The following is a 20,500-nucleotide window of genomic DNA, read 5'->3' on the forward strand; positions in this document are numbered from 1 at the left end:
ACTGGTTTTTCAGCTTACGCCTGTTCTTCAAACAGCTTTGCAATCTCAACGATAACGTTTACGGCTTTGACCATGTTGTCGGCAGAGATGTATTCAAATTTGCCATGGAAGTTTTCCCCGCCGGTAAAGATGTTCGGCGTCGGGAGTCCCATGTAAGAAAGCTGCGAGCCGTCCGTGCCGCCGCGGATTGGAGAGATTTTCGGTTCGATGCCGAGGTTTTCCATTGCTTGTTTGGCAATGTGGACGATTTCGATGACAGGCTCAATTTTTTCTCTCATGTTGTAGTATTGATCGTTCATATCAAGCTGAATGCGATTTTGTCCGTATTCGTTTTGGAGCTCTTCAACGATGCGCTGCATGGTTTCTTTTCTGTTTTGGAAGATGTCTTTGTCAAAGTCTCTGATAATGTAGTTGAGCCTGGTCTCTTCTACGTCTCCCTGAATGGACAGCAGGTGGTAGAAGCCTTCGTAGCCCTCTGTATATTCAGGTGCCTCATCTGCCGGCAGCATGCTGTTCAGCTTCATTGCGATTTTTGCAGAGTTGATCATTTTGCCTTTTGCCGTGCCGGGATGTACATTGTTGCCTTTAATTGTGATTTTCGCCGCGGCAGCATTGAAGCTTTCATATTCAAGCTCACCGAGCGGGCCGCCATCAACGGTATAGGCAAAGGAGGCATTGAATCGCTCAACATCAAATTTGTGCGGGCCCCTGCCGATTTCTTCATCAGGTGTAAATGCAACCCTAATGGTGCCGTGCTTAATTTCAGGGTGTTTGATGAGATAATCCATGGCAGTCATGATTTCAGCGATGCCAGCCTTATTGTCAGCGCCAAGAAGGGTTGTGCCGTCTGTGGTGATCAGAGTGTGGCCTTTGTAGCCCGACAGTTCAGGGAATTGATCAGGCGATAGGATGACCTGAAGCTTTTCATTGAGCGTGATGTCTTTTCCATCGTAGCTTTCTACGATTTGCGGATTGACATTTTTGCCGGTGAAATCTGTGGCGGTATCGACGTGGGCGAGAAAGCCGATTGTCGGCACGTCTTTGTCAGTATTGGAAGGAAGAGTCGCCATGACATAGCCGTTTTCATCAATGGCTGCGTCTTCCATGCCGATTGACTTTAATTCCTCAACAAGCATGTTTCCTAACGTCAATTGGCCGGGTGTGGATGGGCAGGTGTCGACTGATTCATCTGACTGCGTGTCGACCTTTACGTATGTAGTAAACCGTTCAATGATGTCTTCTTTCATTTCCAATCATCTCCTTTGTCTTATTCTATCATGCTGTGATGAGAGATTTCTATTTCACAATGCCGTTTCGAATGGCAAAAACGACTGCCTGTGTCCGGTCTTGGGCATTGCATTTTTGCAGAATTCGATGCGCGTGGGTTTTGACGGTGCTTTCGCTGATAAAAAGCTTGTCGGCAATCCCTTCTTTTCTCAGGCCATAGGCCATTTGCTGAAGCACCTCGAGTTCTCTTTTGGCAAACGGTTCAGTCAGTTTTTCAGTATAAGGCTGTTGCTTTGCGCGGAATGTCTCACTGATTTTAGCGGCTGTGACTGTGCGGAAAATCGCTTCGCCTCTGGGGGCAGCCCGAATGGCGTCTATCAGTTCTTCAGGAAGCTGTCCTTCAGCAGGTGGCCGACAGCGCCGGCACGGATGCCTTCAAATACGTATTCTTCAGTGTCAAAGGTCGTTAAAATGACGATTTTTGTATCCGGGAGGGCGGACATGATGTCCTTGGCCGCTTCAATGCCTGAGCAGGACGGCATTTGGACATAACAGCAGCAGCGGGCAGTTTCCCGGGCTTTACAGTTCTTTCTCGGTACATCGATAAAATAAAAGAAAACGTCAACCGGCAGATTGATTTTAGACCTGTTCGGACTGCATGAAATCCTGCAGCATGGCGTGAAAATGCTGAATGTCCTCGCTATTTCTTTTCCACATCATAAATGTCTGGGACGCCGGCAATTCAAGATGCGGCGGCGTAATTACAGCCATCAGCTTTTTTTCGTCTTCTTCCTGTTTGATGATGTAGGTGGGGAGGAAAGAGGCACCCATTCCCGCTTTTATCATATGAACAGCCGTATCAGTCTGCCCGACAGCCATCGTTTGAATATGCGGGTAATGTGAATGGATGCGGTCCAAAAAGGCATCCCCATATGACGGATGATCATGTGTTAGCAGCCGATAGCGGCTGAAGACAGATGCAGCATCCGCAGGCCTGCTTTCTTGAAAAGGAGCAGCCAGACACAGCGTACCTTCGCATATGTGCTGATAATAAAGAGTGCCGGAGTTCGGGTCTTTTCGCGACAAACCAATATCAGCTTCATTGTGTTCTACCGCTAGTTTGATATCGTCAGATTCAGCTACATGAGTTGAAAGCTCGACATGCGGATGTTTTTGGATATAGGCGGGCAGAAAGCGAGGCAATATATAGGACGCGATGTAGGGGTGTACGGCCAGTGTAAGTGCCCGGCTGTACCCCTGCTTCCATTGGCTGACTTTGTGCTTTCCGGCTTGGTATGCATTGATCATTTCTTTGGCATAAGGCAAAAACAGCCTGCCTTCGTCAGTCAGGACAACCCTTCTTCCGCTATGCAAAAACAGCTGCATGTCCAGTTCATCTTCCAATTTCCTCATATGTTGAGACACAGCCGGCTGTGTGAGATAAAGACGCTCAGCCGTTTCCCTGAAGTTTTCTGATTCCGCTGCGGAAATAAAGGTTTGCAGCCATTTTAAATCCATGAAATACCTCCTTCACTGCTAATTGATAACAAATTGTTAATTGAAAATGCGTATTTGCTTATCACTGATTATACTTCCATTCGTTTAGTATACCTATAGAACGAAAAAATGGAGAGAGGGAATCACATGAACATATACGTAGAAGCAAATCCATATTTACATGACAAATACTCAAAATATGCAGATGAAAAATATAAGAGAGACGGGAATCCATTTGTATCCTTTCCGATTCGCTTTGAGGAAGTCCCGCTCGGTGCAAAGACGCTCGCACTGACTTTCATCGACCATGACGCCATTCCCGTATGCGGATTCAGCTGGATTCACTGGATAGCGGCGAACATCCCGGCGCACATCGGAGAGCTTCCTGAACATGCAAGTGAGGAAAGACAGGACTTGATGATACAGGGGCAAAACAGCTTTGCTTCAGCGCTTGCGGGAAGCATCAATCCAAAGGTGATTCACCAGTATTGCGGGCCGACGCCGCCTGACGAGGATCATACATATACGCTGACGGTCTATGCTTTGGATGCTGAACTGAATCTTCAGCAGGGCTTTTATATGAATCAGCTCTACCAAGAAATGAAAGAACGCATTCTCGCTGAAGCCTCTATTGAATTGCTGGCAAGGGTTTAGGGCAGAAAATATGAAGAAACGATTAATAAACGATTAAACTTCATGAAAATGGATGTAGACCAGTTCTAAACACTATATAATAATAGCAGGTCATTTTTTAGGAGGGTTTACATCATGGCAATACTTGTTACAGGCGGCGCCGGATACATCGGAAGTCACACATGTGTGGAGTTATTGAACAGCGGATATGAGATTGTCGTACTTGATAATCTGTCCAACAGTTCAGCTGAGGCGCTGAATCGCGTCAAGGAGATTACGGGAAAAGAGTTAACGTTCTATGAAGCAGATCTATTGGATCGGGAAGCAGTAGATTCGGTTTTTGCTGAAAATGAAATTGAAGCTGTGATTCATTTTGCGGGATTAAAAGCAGTCGGTGAATCTGTTGCGATTCCGCTCAAATATTATCATAACAACCTCACGGGAACGTTTATATTATGTGAGGTCATGGAGAAATACGGCGTCAAGAAAATCGTGTTCAGTTCATCTGCAACAGTATACGGCGTTCCGGAAACATCACCGATTACGGAGGACTTTCCATTAGGCGCGACAAATCCTTATGGACAGACGAAGCTCATGCTTGAACAAATATTGCGTGACTTGCATACGGCCGACAACGAGTGGAGTGTTGCCCTGCTCCGCTACTTTAATCCGTTCGGCGCACATCCAAGCGGACGAATCGGTGAAGATCCGAATGGCATCCCAAATAACCTCATGCCATATGTGGCGCAGGTAGCCGTCGGCAAGCTGGAGCAATTAAGCGTATTCGGCAATGACTATCCGACAAAAGACGGGACAGGCGTGCGCGATTATATTCACGTCGTCGATCTCGCAGAAGGCCACGTCAAAGCGCTTGAAAAAGTATTGAACTCCACTGGAGCAGATGCATACAACCTCGGAACAGGCACAGGCTACAGTGTGCTTGAAATGGTCAAAGCCTTTGAAAAAGTGTCAGGGAAAGAGGTTCCGTACCGTTTTGCGGACCGCCGTCCTGGAGACATTGCCACCTGCTTCGCAGATCCTGCAAAAGCCAAGCAAGAACTGGGCTGGGAAGCAAAAAGAGGCCTTGAGGAAATGTGTGCCGATTCTTGGAGATGGCAGTCTTCTAATGTGAATGGGTATAAGAGTCATGAATAAGAATGGAGGTCTTCTCAACAGAGAAGGCCTTTTTCCTAAAAAAGGGTGCCTTCGCAGGCACCCTTTTCAGCTACTATTTAATTTTTACAATAACATCATTACTGAATTTAAGTTTCCAAGTTCCTTTAGAGTAAGCATCCTTGTCCACTTCGAATACTTCAACATTGGTTACTTTAATATTTGGATTTAGATCACTTAAAATTTTTGAATCATCGATTTTTGTTTCTGCCGCATAGTTAGAAGATGCATCTATGTCAGCATCATATGATGTATCAGTGGAATCTACAAGTTTAACAGTAGGAATTGAAAAAGAGCTTATAGGCTTTTTAGACACGTTTTTTACTGTGTATTGTACAGCAACTAAAATACCGCCGTCAGACGCCTTTTTGTTTAGGAACTCGTTACCAACTGAATCTCGTTTTTCTACCTTCGTAACTGTCACTTCAGTTTTCTCAGTCTTAACAGTATCACCGATATTGTATGTTTTTTCAGTTTCTGCTTTGCTGTTGCTTGATGTTTTGGAAGTGGCTTCTGAACCGCCTCCGCCGCCAATGTTAGCAATAATAATGATGACAACAACTGCGAGAATAAACGTAATAATTTTATGTCTCATAAAAAAGTTACGCTGATCCTTACCACAGTTAGGACATTTTTTTACACCTTTTGCAATTTCTTGACCGCAAGCTTTACAAGGGACTAGTTTTCCTGCCATTATATTTCCTCCTATGTCATTAAATGCACAAAACATATGTACTATAATGCCTATATTATTTCACTTAGTCAATACAAAATAATGAATTTATTATATTATTTAGCATTCATAGTTATATTTTCTTGTGAAAATACATGCTTATTTTCTTATCGTCTATATCGCACATATGTTAATAGCTAATTTGTATTTTCTTGAATTTTCACTTGCAACTAAATCTCCGCAAATACCCCTTGAACCAATTTGCTCAGTCCCTTATAATGCTAATATTGGAAAGTGAAAAAGATATGCTAAAACATTGGTTTTCTAGGGTTCCGCAATGCATATTGGCCTGTGACCGAGAGAAAACACATAACAGCCTGGCTGTTATGACACGGTGGGATAAAAGCCCAGGAGTTTCTGCTCTTTTGCAAGAGCGTACTCCTGGGTTTTTTTGTTGATACGATCTGAAGGAGGAGTGTTTTGTGATGAAAAAGAAAATGCTTGATGTGCTGATGCTTGTGATTGGCGCTTTTTTCTTCGCGCTTGCTGTGAATTTATTCGCGATTCCCAATGACCTTGGGGAAGGCGGCGTTACGGGGATTACCCTGATTTTGTACTATGTGTTTCAATGGTCTCCGGGGGTGACAAACTTTATATTAAACGCTTTTCTGCTATTGATCGGATATAAATTTCTCGACGGGAAAACTACGGTTTATACGATTATCGCCGTGGCAGCAAACTCGCTTTTTCTGCATTTGACACACGGGTGGAGCACACCGTCTGATGAGCTGATCATTAACACGATTTTCGCAGGCGTGTTTGCGGGTGTCGGGATCGGCATGATCATTCGGGTCGGCGGCACAACAGCCGGTTCCGCCATTCTGGCCAGAATCGCCAATAAATATTTAGATTGGAATATCAGTTACGCGCTGCTCTTTTTTGATTTAATTGTCGTCTTCAGCTCTTATTTTATTATTGGTGCGGAAAACATGATGTTTACGATTGTGATGCTGTATATCGGAACGAAAGTGATGGACTTTATTATTGAAGGACTGAATACAAAAAAAGCAATTACTGTCATTTCGGAAAATAAAGGTGAAATTGCCGAGCAGGTCAATACGCTGATGGACCGGGGCGTCACCATTTTATCAGGTAAGGGAAACTATACCGGCCAGTCAAAAGAGATTTTGTACATCGTCATTAACAAACAGGAGCTTTCTATGCTGAAGAAAATCATCAGAAGCTGTGACAAAAAAGCGTTTGTGATTGTCCATGACGTGCGCGATGTGTTTGGTGAAGGGTTTGTGGATATTTCAAAATAAGGAGGTCCCTCTGCGCATCTGCAGAGGGATTTATTTGTTTAGAACGGATATGTGCGGTATTGTTTCTGCATTCGTCTCAGTTCATGCATATCCTCTATTGCCGTTGAAGCAAGGCTGTAAACGAAAGAGGGCCATCTTATGTGAAAAAGAAGCTGGAGAACATGTGTATTTCGCCTTATACTGAAAATACATATCCTTACATAGGAGAGGAGACCATATGAAGTCGCTGCTGGCTATTTATCCCGGTTCGATTGTGTCTGACAAGCTTTGTACAAAGGAAGACTGTCTATGTTTTTTTGATGAAAACAGTCAGAAATATATCTCGATCCCAAAAACGGAGATCAGCCAAAAGGAGACGTTGCTGCTCCAGTCATTTTTAACGCTAGCGGAAGAGGCGGAGCACATGTCTCTCAAATCGCCGGAAGAAAACAAGTGGTTTGCGTTTCTATTCTCGAAAGGAGAAGTGCCGCCGAATATCAAGAAGAGGACAAGGTTCATTCATTTTCATTTGATCGGCAAAACTGAACGGGCATCATTTGCGGAAGCGATGCGCCATTTTTGGCCGGTGTCTTTTGTGATCGTTTGGATGCATGAGGACAGAGGCGTGATTGTCGAGCAGGAAAGTGAAGCGGCGGCCGGGAAAGACGAACTGGAGTCGCTCGCAAGGGTTCTTGAAAGTGATTTCTACTTCAGTGTCCGTTTTTACGCCGGAAGGTTTTATGAAACAGATGAGCGCTTACGAAAGCATTATGCCCGTGAACAAACGTATTTTCTATTTGCTGAAAAGCGGCTGCCGCAGGTTCAGAGTGTGACGTTTGATATCATGTTCCCTTTTTTATTATTGGAAGAAGAAAAGGGACGGCTGAAATCACTGCTTTGTGAAGAAGCCGAGCTATTATTTGTAAATGAACCTGAGCTGAGAAAAACGATCAAGCTGTTTATTGAAAACAACTCAAACGTGACATTAACAGCGAAAAAACTGCATCTGCACCGCAACAGCCTGCAGTACCGAATAGATAAATTTATCGAGCGGTCAGGAATAGACATTAAAACGTATACAGGCGCTCTGCTTGCGTATTTTATCTGCCTGCAAAGCGAAGGTTCAGAATAAACTGGAAATATGCACGAAAACGGCCGTGTGATTTTATGAATGCTGCCCATTTCAGTGTTGGATAAATGCTGATACACTTGATTTAAGAAAACGCTTACAATACTAAAGGGGGATGTTAGATGGCTGAATTGCGGATGGAGCACATTTATAAATATTATGATCAGAAGGAAGCGGCGGTAGACGACTTTAATCTTCACATAGCGGATAAGGAATTTATCGTATTTGTCGGCCCGTCCGGCTGCGGTAAATCAACAACACTGCGGATGGTCGCAGGACTTGAGGAAATTTCGAAGGGTGATTTTTATATTGAAGGAAAACGGGTAAATGATGTGGCGCCAAAGGACAGGGATATCGCGATGGTGTTCCAAAACTACGCGCTCTATCCGCATATGACGGTATACGATAATATCGCCTTCGGGCTGAAGCTCCGCAAAATGCCGAAGCCTGAAATTAAAAAAAGAGTGGAGGAAGCCGCTAAAATTCTCGGGCTGGAAGAATATTTGCACCGCAAGCCAAAAGCGCTCTCAGGCGGTCAGAGACAGCGGGTTGCGCTGGGAAGGGCGATCGTGCGGGATGCAAAGGTATTCCTGATGGATGAGCCTTTGTCGAATCTGGATGCAAAGCTTCGGGTGCAAATGAGAGCCGAAATCATTAAACTCCACCAGAGACTGCAGACCACCACGATTTATGTCACGCATGATCAGACAGAAGCACTGACGATGGCGACTCGAATTGTGGTCATGAAGGACGGCAAAATTCAGCAGATCGGGACGCCGAAGGATGTTTACGAATTCCCTGAAAACGTATTCGTCGGCGGTTTTATTGGATCGCCAGCCATGAACTTTTTCAAAGGAAAGCTGTCTGACGGCACAATCAAAATCGGTTCTTCCGTGTTGAGCGTGCCGGAGGGGAAAATGAAGGTGCTTCGTGAAAAGGGCTACATTGGCAAAGAAGTCATTTTCGGCATCCGCCCTGAGGATATTCATGATGAACTGATTGTCGTGGAATCGTATAAGAGCTCTTCAATTAAAGCGAAAATCAATGTCGCGGAGCTCCTGGGATCTGAGATCATGATTTATTCGCAAATTGATAACCAGGACTTTATTGCGAGGATTGATGCCCGTCTCGATATTCAGTCAGGTGATGAGCTGACAGTTGCGTTTGATATGAATAAAGGCCATTTCTTTGATAGTGAAACAGAAATCAGAATTCGTTAAGCTGGAGAACCGGACATGGAGAGATGTCCGGTTTTTTGCATGCCCTCTCTCTTTCAAGGTTTACAGCAAAAACCGCGGCGGGTAGTGGTTTGTAGAAAGGAGAGATCGAGATGTGGAATGCGGCGATGTGGGGCGGTATTTCCGGCTCTGCTGTTTTGCTGGGCGCGCTGGCGTCGATGTTTCTTCCGATTCGCAAGCGTATCATCGGTTATATCATGGCTTTTGGCACAGGGGTATTAATCGGCGCTGCCGCCTATGAACTTCTTGAGGACGCGGTGAAGGATGGCGGAATGGTCTCGACAGGCGCCGGATTTATAGCAGGAGCTGTCGTGTTTACCCTTTTTGACTACGCGGTTTCAAAAAGAGGCGCGTCACAAAGAAAAAGATCGGGACAAGCAGCTGCAGGCGGCGGGGGGATCGCGATTTTTATCGGCACCATCATGGATGCTGTCCCCGAGTCTATTATGATTGGAGCCAGTCTTCTTGAGGAGCAATCCGTCAGTTTCCTTTTGGTGGTCGCGATTTTTATCAGCAATATACCTGAAGGGCTGTCCAGCACGGCCGGCATGAAGAACAGCGGATATTCAAAGGCGAAAATCTTGCTGCTTTGGGCGGCGGTACTGATGATTTCTATTTTTGCCTCATGGTCAGGATATTACTTCCTCGATGATGCTCCTGAGGGGATGATGTCGGCAATCGCCGCTTTTGCGGGCGGAGGAATCATCGCAATGATTGCATCGACGATGATGCCCGAGGCATATGAAGACAGCGGTCCGATGACAGGGTTAATTGCTGCTCTTGGTCTTTTAACGTCTTTGATTTTGAATCAGTTTTCCTAATTAATCTGCACCGGACATGGCTACATGTCTGGTTTTTTCACTTGAAAATCCCGCAAATCAACCGATGAAAAGGAGGAAGAAATAGACAGAAAGCAGGAAAACGATGAAACGATTTATCCTAAGCATCTTTCTTTTGGGCAGCTGCTTGTCTCTTGCCGCTTGCGCTGAAAAAGAAGCAAATGCGGAGCAGCAGATGCCAAAAGCGGAACAAAAGAAACCGGAAGAAAAGACAGTACATGTGCAGAAAAAAGAAGATGATACATCCGCATGGATCAAAACAGAGAAACCGGCAAAGCTGCCGATTTTGATGTACCACAGCATCTCTTCGGGCAACAGCCTCCGTGTGCCAAAGAAAGAATTTGAGGCACATATGAAATGGCTGCACGATAACGGCTATCAGACATTAACCCCAAAAGAGGCGTATCTCATGCTGACTCAGGACAAGAAGCCGAGTGAGAAATGTGTGCTGATCACGTTTGATGACGGATACACCGATAATTACAAAGACGCATATCCGGTATTAAAGAAGTACGGCATGAAGGCGACGATTTTTATGATCGGCAAATCAATTGGACATAAACATCATCTGACAGAGGATCAAATGAAAGAAATGGCGCAGCATGGCATATCGATTGAAAGCCATACGATTGACCACCTTGAGCTGAACGGTTTAACACCAGAACAGCAATATAGCGAAATGGCAGATTCAAAAAAACTGTTTGATAGGATGTTCAATCAGCAAACGGCCATCATCAGCTATCCGGTTGGGCGCTACAACGAAGATACGCTGAAGGCCGCTGAAGAAACCGGTTATCAAATGGGAGTGACGACTGAACCTGGTGCAGCCTCCAGAGATCAGGGGATGTACGCCCTCCATCGCGTACGTGTATCCCCGGGAATGTCAGGGGCGTCCTTTGGGGCGTACATTGAGTCGATGAAATAAAAATGGCGGCGATTAATCGCCGCCGCCCCCTCCGCCGTCACAGCCGGAATCCCCGAAGCCTCCGTCACTGCCGCATCCATCATGGCGGGAATCACCATCGGAAAATCCGAAAAAACCGCTGTCCGCCCGCTGGCGTCCTTTGGTTTCTGAATCAGATGATCGAGCCGATTGATAAATGACGATCATTCCGAAGATCAAAGCGATAAGAATCACAATCATATGGCTCCCCCCTTAAACAATGATTTTTCATACGTTTTAAAATCTGAAAAGTTTCACTTGAGGGAGACAGATTCTTTCAGCCGATCTCTCAGCCAGCGCTTGACCATGCCGTGTCCTTTGTTGGAAAGCAATGCGCTGACACGCCAATACATAGGTGGATGAGGAGAAAACTGAAAGTCTATGATTCTGAAAAGCCAGCTGTTATCCCGGATGAGAGAGTTCACCTTAACTTCATCTTCATCTATATCAGAGCTGTAGGTGTTTTGTTTTTGCAAAGCTTCATCCTGGCGAACCGCCAGGATCTTTAAGGATTCAGCCATCTGCCTGTATCCGCCCTCCAGCAGTGAAGCGCCAAGGTGATCGGCGCGCACCTCCATCCATTGGGAACAAAATGACTGATAAAGCTGGAATAGAATGATGATTCCCATGATTAGCGCCCAAAGTGCGATTTTGTAAGCGCCGGGATGGGCGATGTAATGCTCAAGTAAAAGAATGATCCCGATGACTGCCCCAAGATAAAGAAAGCGCAACAGCTGCATGGACAGCACATCACGTTTTTTAATATGAACAGCTTCATGGGCAAGAATACCCTCAATGACATGCGGCGGAAGGGTTAATGTAGCGCTTGTCAGAATCACCATTGATCTTCCTACATTCATTCCGACTGCCATGCCGTTATATTCATCACTATCCGTTTCATATATCTCCACATGCGCAATGCCTGCTTTTCTAAACATCTTATCTGCCGCTGCCTGAACGTCTGAATTCAGACAAGGCCTGGCATCCATTGCTGTCCGCAGCACCCGGTCAGATAGATACATATTCAAAGCCCAGTACAACATCACGGCACCAGTCATGACCCAAGGTGAAGCGTGTAAGGCATATAAAGCGAGCACCAATATGGCGTAAGCAGATATCCCTTTTACGCTTGCGGCAAAATAAAGTTTACCTAAAAGCCTTTTCACATTTTTCCGATGATAAAGCGGCAGGACAGCAATAACCGTTTCCTCTTTGTTTTCTGAATCTAGAAATTCCCCGAGGATCGCTTTCCATTTTTCTGGTTCCTTCACGGTCAGATATAGTGTTTCGCCGGGAAGAGAGAGCCTTATGACTTGCTGAAAGCTTGTCGTCATATCGAGCCGGGATGAATACATTGTCAACAGCGGGTGAAGCTTTAATAGATCTGCCGTCGATTCAAGCCGGATGTCTTTCAGGTCTGAAAGCGGGTAGGTGCGGGTTTCATATCGTGAGCTGATATGCCATGTTTCTAAAGATGAAGAATAAAAGACTTTTACACTTAGAAAATTTAATATGCGTTTTACCAGTGCCGCGCCGCCCGAGATGAAACCGAACAGGATCACATATTTTAGAACGCTGGTGTCAGGCCCGTAAATGAAGAAAACAATAGCGCCCGCAAACACAATGACAGTCAGGGCAATATCCGAGAGGAGGCGTGTGTGGTCTCTTGCAAGCTCAATTTCCTGCCAATCGCCTGATGGCTTTTCAACACGGCTGGGGACAGTCAGATCCAATGCGGTCCAGTAGCTGGTGAACATCAATGCCAGAGAGACGATGCCGTCTATGAAAGACTGTTGAGAGAAGATAAAGCTAGCAGCACCGACCCAAAGAACAATATCAATCCAGAGTTCTAATGCCGGAAGAAGCTTTGCTGCAAGGGCTGATATCAGCTGAATGCCCAGCCCGAGAATGATAAAGAAAAAAAGACTGGTTCCCATAGGCATGCTAGAGTCCTTTCTATCATAATCTTTCCAACTACTACTATAGCATGCGGCGGGAATTTGTAAAAACACGGAAATGCAAAAAAGCAAGCTCTTTCGTCATACGAAGAACTTGCTTTCAGCCTATCAATAAAACTGGTGTAACAGCAATAACGTGAGGGACACTGTGATGGCCCCTCCAATTCTAGTGGACACCTGGGCAAAAGGCATCAGCTCAAGCCTTTCTGCGGCGCTTAATATCGCGACGTCACCGGTGCCTCCTTGCCCTGAATGGCACGCATTAATAATGGCTGTTTCAATCGGGTACATGTTCAGCCATTTTCCCGTGAAAAAGCCGACCGTCATCATTGTCACAACGACAGACAGAATCGTAATAATATTACTGAGATTAAAGGCGGCCACAAGCTTGTCCCATGGCGTCATGGACACGCCGATTGCAAAGAGCAGCGGATAGGTGACTGCCGTTGAAAAGAAGCGGGACACGCCAAACGCGCCGTTTTCAATTGAGGCAGGGACCAGTCTGAACAGCTTGATCAAAACAGCTAACAGCAGCATGGCAACAGGAGCAGGAAAACCGAAAAAGTCGTGGGCGAGCATACCGACCAAATACAAGGAGACGGCAAGAATTCCCCCGGACGCAAACAGAGAAAGGTTGAACATGTGCTGGCCGTTTTGCGATTCCTCCAGCGCAGGTGAATCTTCTGAACGGTCAACTTTACCGTTGCCGGTCCATTCCGGTTTTTTCTTGCCGATTCTGTTGAGCAGGCCCGCTAAAATGATTGCACATAGACTGCCGAGCATGATCGATGGAAGAACAAGTGCAAACGCTTCCCCTTGAGACATCGGCATGATATCGGAATAACCGATGGACAGAGGGATGGCGCCTTCTCCGACGCCGCCAGCCATAATAGGAATCACGACGTACAGAAGGGTGTGCTGAAATCCGAGGCCGAGCAATGTACCGACAGCCAGTCCCACAATGGCGGCCGCGACAGAACCGGCGATAAGCGGTATAAAAATTTTCATAAATGCTTTTACAAGTGTTTCTCTTTTCATGCCGAGGATGCTTCCGACAACAATTCCGGCAATAAACAAATAAAGAAAGTTTGAGTTTTCTGTAAACTCTGTGGTGGATTTGACAATATCATTTGGCAGCAGGTGATAGTAGACGACAGCAGATGGAATAAAAGTAGCAAGGATGGCCGGACCGCCGATAGAGCGCACAATCGGTATCGATTTTCCGATTTGGGCAAAGGTAAATCCGAAAAACGCCATGACGGCAATGGATGTCAAGATGTCGCTTTTTACATCGTGATGCAATACAAAAATAGTAATTAATATAAACAGCAGGGCATACACAGGAAGCGGTATAATGCCTACTTTTATATTCATAGCCTTCGCAAACCAATTCTCTTTTCGAACCCCTTCGTGAATTGTATCCGTTTGCATTTGCAATTGAGTTTGAAGCTCTCCCATTAAAAAACCTCCCCCTAATCTTGTTGCCAGTGAAATTGTTCACTATGTTAAGTATACTAAAAAATTGAAATTATTAATATATTAAAAATTTACTATTCAAACTTTTCTTTTTTATGATTCAGATGAAAAGAGACGTTCTGACTAAATTCCGGATGTGCCGGAGTGCCGAGAACCCAGTGCTGATGCCGGTCAAGCATTTTATTCGCAAGGAGCGAAGTGTTGATGTACGATAATAAAGGGTCATTTATCCTAGCGACCGCCATCAATCAGCAACAAAATAGACAATAATCCGTCACATAGCGCAGGACTTTTTAGGTATTTTGGGCTTTATTTTTGAAACAGATCGTTGTAAAGTACTTAATATGAACCATTTAGGGATCGTGCCATTCGTCAGTCTGGCAATCTTGAATCATATTTGACGACTTTTTGATGTATTTGTGAAATGTTGAGCATTATTTTTTTCGTCTATTTTGTGAAATGCTGATCAAAGTTTTGGTTCTGCTTGTGAAGTAGTGAACAATATAACATTTTCAATCGGAAATGGAGGATAAAGCATGAGTGAATTAGTATTAGCCCGCATTCAATTTGCATCAACAACGTTGTTTCATTTCTTGTTTGTGCCAATGTCAATCGGGCTTGTGTTTATGGTTGCATTGATGGAGACTCTTTATCTTGTGAAGAAAAATGAGCTGTACCTCAAAATGGCGAAGTTTTGGGGACACTTGTTCTTAATAAATTTCGCAGTCGGTGTTGTTACGGGGATTTTGCAAGAATTCCAGTTTGGACTGAACTGGTCTGATTATTCCCGTTTTGTCGGAGATGTATTTGGCGCACCGCTTGCGATTGAAGCATTATTGGCGTTTTTCATGGAATCGATTTTTATCGGATTGTGGATTTTCGGCTGGGACCGCCTCCCTAAAAAAATTCACGCGCTCTGCATTTGGCTCGTGTCATTCGGAACGATTATGTCGTCCTTCTGGATTTTAACAGCGAACTCCTTTATGCAGGAGCCGGTCGGCTTTACGATCAAAAACGGCCGCGCGGAAATGAATGACTTTGGCGCGCTGTTGACAAATCCGCAGCTATGGGTTGAATTCCCGCACGTCATTTTCGGTGCGCTTGCCACCGGGGCCTTCTTTATCGCGGGTGTCAGTGCTTTTAAACTATTAAAGAAAAAAGAAGTGCCATTCTTTAAACAATCTTTCAAACTCGCAATGATTGTGGGTCTTTGTGCAGGCCTTGGCGTCTCCTTAAGCGGACACATGCAGGCTGAACACTTGATGGAATCACAGCCAATGAAAATGGCTGCCAGTGAAGGGCTTTGGGAAGACAGCGGCGACCCTGCTGCTTGGACGGCCTTTGCCACAATTGATACGAAAAATGAAAAGAGCTCAAATGAAATCAAAGTTCCATACGCATTGAGCTACCTGGCTTACCAAAAATTCAGCGGCAGTGTCAAGGGAATGAAAACACTTCAGGCAGAGTACGAAAAAGTGTATGGAAAAGGCGACTATATTCCGCCTGTCAAAACGACGTTCTGGAGCTTCCGTATTATGGTTGGAGCAGGTGTTGTCATGATTCTTGCTGCGTTAGGCGGCCTTTGGCTGAACCGCCGCAAAAAGCTGGAAAACAGCAAATGGTATTTGCGCATCATGATCGCATTGATTTCCTTCCCGTTTATTGCGAACTCCGCTGGCTGGATTATGACAGAAATCGGGCGTCAGCCTTGGACGGTCATGGGTTTGATGACAACGGCTCAATCCGTGTCGCCTAACGTAACGGCGGGCTCCCTGTTATTCTCAATCATCGCATTCGGTGTGATGTATATGATTTTGGGCGCATTGCTCGTATTCTTGTTCATCCGTGAAATTAAAAAAGGCGCGGAGCATGATGATCATCATGATGTTCCTGTTTCAACAGATCCTTTTAGTCAGGAGGTATACCATGGCATCTCTTCATGATCTTTGGTTTATACTCGTTGCTGTATTGTTTATCGGTTTCTTCTTTTTGGAAGGCTTTGATTTCGGGGTCGGCATGGCGACCCGTTTTCTTGGCCATAATGAATTAGAGCGCAGAGTGCTGATCAACACGATCGGGCCGTTCTGGGACGCGAATGAAGTATGGCTTTTGACTGGTGCGGGTGCTATCTTCGCGGCGTTTCCAAACTGGTATGCAACGATGCTGAGCGGTTATTACATTCCGTTTGTCATTGTGCTGCTTGCATTAATGGGCCGCGGGGTCGCGTTTGAATTCCGCGGCAAGGTTGATCATTTAAAATGGGTAAAGGTTTGGGACTGGGTGGTTTTCTTCGGCAGTCTGATTCCTCCGTTTGTGCTTGGTGTGTTATTTACGACATTATTCCGCGGTATGCCGATTGATGCCGATATGAACATTCACGCGCATTTCTCTGATTATATAAATGTATATTCTGTACTTGGCGGCGTGACCGTAACACTTCTCTGCTTCCTGCATGGATTAATGTTCATCACGCTGCGTACGATTGGTGATTTGCAGCAGCGCGCCCGACAAATGGCGCAAAAGATAATGGGTATTGTTTTTGTGGCAGTGCTTGCTTTCGCGGCTCTTTCTGCTTATGAGACAGACATGTTTACACGCCGCGGCGAGAGTACAATACCGCTTGTTGTTTTGATTGTCATCTGCTTTATGCTTGCAGCTTTATTCATCCGTAAGAGTAAAGACGGCTGGACATTTGCGATGACAGGCGCGGGACTTGCTCTGACCATAGGAATGATTTTCATTTCGTTATTCCCTCGGGTGATGGTCAGCTCGATTCAAAGCGCGTTCGATTTAACAGTAGCTAACGCTTCTTCCGGTGATTATTCGCTTAAAGTCATGTCAATTGCAGCATTAACGCTATTGCCGTTTGTCATCGGCAGTCAGATCTGGAGCTATTATGTCTTCCGGAAGCGCGTCAGTCATAAGGAGCCTATGACTTATTAATGGGAAAAGACCTGTTTCGATATAAAGGAATGAAGCGGATTCTCACCGTGATTACTTGCTTAACGCTTATTCAGACAGCCGCTATTATCATGCAGGCAGAGTGGCTGAGTGAAGCTGTAACCGGACTGTTCAACGGGAAGAGCATTGCCTCCCTGTTTCCGGTGATCGGCTTTTTCCTCATCGCTTTTGTCGCGCGGCACGGGGTTACAGTGGCGCGTCAGAAACTCGTCTATCATTATGCCGCCCAGACGGGAGCTGATTTGAGAAAAAGCTTTCTCGATCAGCTGTTCCGTTTAGGCCCCCGCTTTACAAAGAAAGAGGGGACGGGGCAAATGGTGACCCTGGCGATGGAAGGCATCAGCCAGTTCCGCCGCTATCTTGAACTGTTTTTGCCGAAAATGGTCAGCATGGCGATTGTGCCTGCTGCGGTTGTCATCTACGTGTTTTTTCAGGATCGGACGTCGGCGATTATTTTAGTCGCGGCCCTGCCGATTCTGATTATATTTATGATTCTTCTTGGCCTTGTCGCACAGCGAAAAGCGGATCGCCAGTGGAAATCATACCAGACATTGTCCAACCATTTCGTTGATTCTCTTCGCGGATTGGAGACATTGCGTTTTTTAGGATTGAGCAAATCGCATAGCAAAAACATTTTCCACGTCAGTGAGCGGTATCGCAAAGCGACAATGAGTACACTGCGGGTGGCGTTTTTATCTTCATTTGCTCTCGACTTTTTCACGATGCTGTCTGTGGCGACAGTTGCTGTGTTTTTGGGACTGCGTTTGATTGACGGCGATATTTTGCTTGGCCCTGCATTAACGGCGCTTATCCTGGCACCTGAGTATTTTCTGCCGGTGCGGGAAGTGGGGAACGATTATCATGCAACGCTAAACGGGCAGGAGGCAGGGAAAACCATTCAAGAGATTTTGTCGCAGCCTGGCTTTAAAGAAGAGGCGCCTCTTCAGCTTGGGATGTGGTCCGATCAAGATGAGCTGAAGCTGTCAGGCGTGTCAGTTGGCCGGTCGGTGTCTGATATTGATTTGTCATTCAAAGGCAAGAAAAAAATCGGCATTATTGGTGCAAGCGGTGCCGGTAAATCAACATTAATTGATATCCTCGGCGGGTTTTTGGAGCCGGATGGCGGTGTTATTAATGTGAACGGTTCAAGCCGTTCGCACCTGCAGGACGGGAACTGGCAGAAAAACCTTCTCTATATTCCGCAGCATCCTTATATTTTTGATGATACGCTGGCGAACAATATCCGCTTTTATCACCCAAGCGCTTCTGCTGAAGATACAGCCCGCGCTGCTGCCTCAGCGGGATTGAAGGAGTTTGTAAACACCCTTCATGAAGGGTTGGAGGGACGGATCGGAGAAGGCGGCCGGACGCTCAGCGGCGGTCAGGCTCAGCGTGTCGCGCTGGCCCGCGCCTTTTTGGGAAACCGGCCGATTCTGCTGCTGGATGAGCCGACCGCCCATCTGGATATCGAAACAGAATATGAAATAAAAGAAACGATGCTGAATTTATTTGATGATAAGCTTGTCTTTCTCGCGACACACCGCCTCCATTGGATGCTTGATATGGATGAAATGATCGTGCTGGACGGAGGCAGGGTTGCAGAAATCGGGACTCATGATGAATTGCTGGCGAAAAACGGTGTGTACACCAAACTCGTGAAGGCACAACTGGGGGAAAGAGCATGAAGAAAGAAGAATGGATTCTGCCGTATATCAAGCAAAATGCCCGTCTGTTTGTTCTTGTTGTCTTTTTGGGCGCGGTGACGATTTTTTCCGCTGCTTTTCTCATGTTTACGTCGGGGTTTTTAATTTCAAAAGCGGCGACAAGACCGGAGAACATCCTGCTCATTTATGTCCCGATTGTCGCCGTTCGAACCTTTGGGATTGCCCGTTCTGTGTCACGCTATGTGGAGCGCCTGATCGGCCATCACATCATTTTGAAAATCGTGTCCGACATGCGCGTCCGCCTTTACAACATGCTTGAGCCGGGCGCTTTGATGCTGCGATCCCGTTTTCGCACGGGAGATATGCTCGGCATTTTATCTGAGGATATTGAGCATTTGCAGGATGCCTTCTTGAAAACCATTTTCCCTGCCATCTCAGCCTTGCTTTTGTATGCTGTTTCAGTGATTGCGCTTGGTTTTTTCTCCTGGCCGTTTGCCATTTTGCTGGCGGTGTATCTGTTTGTTCTGGTTGTGCTGTTTCCGGTCGTGTCTTTGCTTGTGACGCGGGCGAAGAATGCCAAGCTGAAAAGCGGGCGGAATGTGCTGTACAGCCGTCTCACAGATGCCGTGATGGGTGTCAGCGACTGGATGTTCAGCGGACGCCGGCATGCTTTTATTGATTCCTATGAAAAAGAAGAAAATACGTGGTTTGAGCTGGAACGAAAAAAACATCGTTTTACTAGATGGCGGGATTTCGCCGCGCAATGCCTTGTCGCCGGCCTCATTTTGTTGATGCTGTTTTGGACGGCGGGGCAGCATGCAAATGGCGAACTCGCCAGAACAATGATTGCAGCCTTTGTGCTTGTTGTGTTTCCGCTGACAGAAGCTTTTCTGCCGCTTTCTGATGCGTTGGGCGAAGTGCCGGGTTATCAGGATTCTATCAGAAGAATGAACAAGGTGGCTCCTCAGCCTGAGTCTTCACAAACAGAGTCTGCGGCTGACAGGCTTGATCTCAAAGATGTCACCTTGGCGTTTCGAGATGTGACGTTTTCTTATGACAACAGCAGCCAAGTACTGAACCATTTTTCCTTTACGCTGCGCCAAGGAGAAAAAATGGCGCTGCTCGGCCGAAGCGGATCAGGAAAATCAACGTCACTCGCATTAATTGAGGGTGCCTTGAAACCTGACTCAGGCTCGGTAACGTTAAACGGAGTGGAAACGGCGTTTTTAAAGGACCAGATTGCTGATGCGGTGGCTGTGTTAAATCAAAAGCCTCACTTGTTTGATACAAGCATTTTGAATAACATCAGGCTTGGAAACGGGAAGGCGAGCGACGAGGATGTGCGCCGCGCCGCAAAGCAGGTGAAGCTGCATGATTACATTGAGTCGCTGCCTGACGGGTATCATACTTCAGTTCAGGAAACCGGAATCCGTTTTTCAGGAGGAGAGCGGCAGCGGATCGCGCTCGCCCGGATTTTGCTGCAGGATACGCCGATCATTATACTTGATGAGCCTACAGTAGGCTTAGACCCTATCACGGAACGCGAACTGATGGAAACCGTGTTTGAGGTGCTGAAAGGTAAAACGATTCTTTGGATTACGCATCACTTGGCGGGTGTGGAAGCAGCCGATAAAATCGTCTTTCTGGAAAACGGAAAAACAGAAATGGAAGGAACGCACGAGGAACTGCTGGCGACGAACGAACGATATCGCCGTCTTTATCACCTCGACGTTCCTGTAAAATAGAAGACAGCCTTTGGGGCTGTCTTTTTTGTTTGAAAAGGAAGAA

The 20,500-nt window shown here is 46.0% G+C and carries 17 protein-coding genes, 1 pseudogene and 1 riboswitch; of the genes and pseudogenes, 11 read left to right on the forward strand and 7 right to left on the reverse strand.

All coding sequences use genetic code 11. The annotated features are described in order from the left end of the window. Positions 1–14 precede the first annotated feature (14 nt). The 3 genes and pseudogenes from pepT to LJF29_RS10765 form a co-directional block, all read right to left on the reverse strand. Positions 15–1,247, reverse strand: coding sequence for a peptidase T (pepT, locus tag LJF29_RS10755; RefSeq protein ID WP_229148452.1), 1,233 nt, complete (start codon positions 1,245–1,247; stop codon positions 15–17). A 49-nt stretch (positions 1,248–1,296) separates the two neighbouring features. Continuing rightward, positions 1,297–1,775 (reverse strand): annotated as a pseudogene (locus tag LJF29_RS10760) (LuxR C-terminal-related transcriptional regulator); the annotation flags it as partial. Between the two features lie 91 nt (positions 1,776–1,866). Beyond that, positions 1,867–2,745, reverse strand: coding sequence for a LysR family transcriptional regulator (locus tag LJF29_RS10765; RefSeq protein WP_229148454.1), 879 nt, complete (start codon positions 2,743–2,745; stop codon positions 1,867–1,869). Positions 2,746–2,871: 126 nt separating this feature from the next. On the opposite strand from LJF29_RS10765, the gene LJF29_RS10770 reads away from it, so the two are divergent. Both LJF29_RS10770 and galE read left to right on the forward strand, forming a co-directional pair. Further along, the gene (locus tag LJF29_RS10770; RefSeq protein ID WP_010332425.1) at positions 2,872–3,378 is read left to right on the forward strand and encodes a YbhB/YbcL family Raf kinase inhibitor-like protein; all 507 of its coding nucleotides are present in this window, start codon (positions 2,872–2,874) and stop codon (positions 3,376–3,378) included. A 114-nt stretch (positions 3,379–3,492) separates the two neighbouring features. Continuing rightward, positions 3,493–4,512 (forward strand): UDP-glucose 4-epimerase GalE, encoded by a 1,020-nt coding sequence (gene galE / locus LJF29_RS10775; RefSeq protein ID WP_229148456.1) that lies wholly within the window; start codon positions 3,493–3,495, stop codon positions 4,510–4,512. A gap of 73 nt (positions 4,513–4,585) precedes the next feature. Here galE and LJF29_RS10780 read toward each other — a convergent pair whose 3' ends face one another. After that, the gene (locus LJF29_RS10780) at positions 4,586–5,125 is read right to left on the reverse strand and encodes a DUF4352 domain-containing protein (protein WP_128568461.1); all 540 of its coding nucleotides are present in this window, start codon (positions 5,123–5,125) and stop codon (positions 4,586–4,588) included. Between the two features lie 391 nt (positions 5,126–5,516). Further along, positions 5,517–5,619, forward strand: a riboswitch (guanidine-I (ykkC/yxkD leader). 69 nt (positions 5,620–5,688) lie between these two features. Between LJF29_RS10780 and LJF29_RS10785 the strand changes: the two genes are divergently transcribed. The 5 genes from LJF29_RS10785 (at position 5,689) to LJF29_RS10805 (ending at position 10,635) form a co-directional block, all read left to right on the forward strand. Then, on the forward strand, positions 5,689–6,525 hold the full coding sequence (locus LJF29_RS10785) for a YitT family protein (protein ID WP_010332422.1): 837 nt from the start codon (positions 5,689–5,691) through the stop codon (positions 6,523–6,525). Positions 6,526–6,742: 217 nt separating this feature from the next. Continuing rightward, on the forward strand, positions 6,743–7,636 hold the full coding sequence (locus LJF29_RS10790; protein ID WP_229148457.1) for a PucR family transcriptional regulator: 894 nt from the start codon (positions 6,743–6,745) through the stop codon (positions 7,634–7,636). Between the two features lie 119 nt (positions 7,637–7,755). Further along, positions 7,756–8,853: a maltodextrin ABC transporter ATP-binding protein MsmX gene (gene msmX, locus LJF29_RS10795; protein ID WP_010332420.1), complete on the forward strand. Its 1,098-nt coding sequence runs from the start codon at positions 7,756–7,758 to the stop codon at positions 8,851–8,853. A gap of 110 nt (positions 8,854–8,963) precedes the next feature. Further along, positions 8,964–9,692, forward strand: coding sequence for a ZIP family metal transporter (locus tag LJF29_RS10800; protein ID WP_229148458.1), 729 nt, complete (start codon positions 8,964–8,966; stop codon positions 9,690–9,692). Positions 9,693–9,795: 103 nt separating this feature from the next. Continuing rightward, positions 9,796–10,635, forward strand: a complete 840-nt coding sequence (locus tag LJF29_RS10805) for a polysaccharide deacetylase family protein (RefSeq protein ID WP_010332418.1) — start codon at positions 9,796–9,798, stop codon at positions 10,633–10,635. A 12-nt stretch (positions 10,636–10,647) separates the two neighbouring features. On the opposite strand, the gene LJF29_RS10810 is transcribed toward LJF29_RS10805, so the two are convergent. The 3 genes from LJF29_RS10810 to cimH form a co-directional block, all read right to left on the reverse strand. Next, entirely contained in the window at positions 10,648–10,851 is a 204-nt protein-coding gene (locus LJF29_RS10810) for a hypothetical protein (protein WP_026014625.1), read from the reverse strand. 56 nt (positions 10,852–10,907) lie between these two features. After that, entirely contained in the window at positions 10,908–12,596 is a 1,689-nt protein-coding gene (locus tag LJF29_RS10815) for a M56 family metallopeptidase (protein WP_229148460.1), read from the reverse strand. A 123-nt stretch (positions 12,597–12,719) separates the two neighbouring features. Continuing rightward, positions 12,720–14,069 carry a citrate/malate transporter CimH gene (gene cimH / locus LJF29_RS10820; RefSeq protein ID WP_010332414.1) on the reverse strand — a complete coding sequence of 450 codons (1,350 nt, stop codon included), beginning with the start codon at positions 14,067–14,069 and terminating at the stop codon, positions 12,720–12,722. A 554-nt stretch (positions 14,070–14,623) separates the two neighbouring features. Between cimH and cydA the strand changes: the two genes are divergently transcribed. Genes cydA through cydC form a run of 4 tightly spaced genes read left to right on the forward strand, consistent with a single transcriptional unit; the run spans position 14,624 to position 20,457 of the window. Then, positions 14,624–16,030 (forward strand): cytochrome ubiquinol oxidase subunit I, encoded by a 1,407-nt coding sequence (cydA, locus tag LJF29_RS10825; protein WP_229148465.1) that lies wholly within the window; start codon positions 14,624–14,626, stop codon positions 16,028–16,030. After that, positions 16,014–17,030, forward strand: coding sequence for a cytochrome d ubiquinol oxidase subunit II (gene cydB, locus LJF29_RS10830; RefSeq protein ID WP_229148466.1), 1,017 nt, complete (start codon positions 16,014–16,016; stop codon positions 17,028–17,030). The genes cydA and cydB overlap by 17 nt, the downstream gene beginning before the upstream one ends. Continuing rightward, entirely contained in the window at positions 17,030–18,733 is a 1,704-nt protein-coding gene (gene cydD, locus LJF29_RS10835) for a thiol reductant ABC exporter subunit CydD (RefSeq protein WP_229148468.1), read from the forward strand. The genes cydB and cydD overlap by 1 nt, the downstream gene beginning before the upstream one ends. Beyond that, positions 18,730–20,457 carry a thiol reductant ABC exporter subunit CydC gene (gene cydC, locus LJF29_RS10840; RefSeq protein WP_229148469.1) on the forward strand — a complete coding sequence of 576 codons (1,728 nt, stop codon included), beginning with the start codon at positions 18,730–18,732 and terminating at the stop codon, positions 20,455–20,457. The genes cydD and cydC overlap by 4 nt, the downstream gene beginning before the upstream one ends. Positions 20,458–20,500 lie beyond the last annotated feature (43 nt).

It is taken from the genome of Bacillus sp. LBG-1-113 (genome assembly GCF_020708615.1).
Classification (GTDB): Bacteria; Bacillota; Bacilli; order Bacillales; family Bacillaceae; genus Bacillus; species Bacillus mojavensis.